This is a genomic window from Pseudotabrizicola sp. L79, assembly GCF_036553525.1.
In the GTDB taxonomy this organism is placed as follows: Bacteria; Pseudomonadota; Alphaproteobacteria; order Rhodobacterales; family Rhodobacteraceae; genus Pseudotabrizicola.
This window is the reverse complement of the sequence record NZ_JAZHDA010000013.1, coordinates 1-393: the sequence shown is the minus strand read 5'-3', so window position 1 is coordinate 393 and position 393 is coordinate 1. Positions and strand designations below refer to the sequence as shown.

1 protein-coding gene and 1 pseudogene are annotated in these 393 nt (G+C 71.2%); one reads left to right on the top strand and one right to left on the bottom strand.

The window, feature by feature from the left end:
* Positions 1-90 (top strand): annotated as a pseudogene (locus tag V3C85_RS00045) (Lrp/AsnC family transcriptional regulator); the annotation flags it as partial.
* A 170-nt stretch (positions 91-260) separates the two neighbouring features.
* On the opposite strand, the gene V3C85_RS00040 reads toward V3C85_RS00045, so the two are convergent.
* A partial coding sequence (locus V3C85_RS00040; protein WP_331792946.1) for an Lrp/AsnC ligand binding domain-containing protein occupies positions 261-393 on the bottom strand: 133 nt, incomplete at its 5' end.

Here is a 393-nt window from a genome sequence, read left to right as displayed (position 1 = left end):
GAGGATGTGGGGCATTATCTGTCGTCAAAGCTGTTTGACATTCCCGGCATCAGCCGGACGCTGACCACCATGACCTTCAAGGCCTTTTGACGCCGGGCCGGGGGGGGGGGGGGGGGCCCCGCCCCCGGGGGGGGCGCGGCGCCCGCCCCCCCGCCCCGACGGTGAGAATCCGGCCGGCCGCGCGGGGGCGGGGCGGCCGGCGCCGCGCCGGCCCCCCCCCCCCCGCCCCCCCCCCCCCCCCCCCCCCCCCCCGCCCGGCGTCAAAAGGCCTTGAAGGTCATGGTGGTCAGCGTCCGGCTGATGCCGGGAATGTCAAACAGCTTTGACGACAGATAATGCCCCACATCCTCATCCTCGGGGATGTAAACCTTGGCGATGAGATCATATTCACCA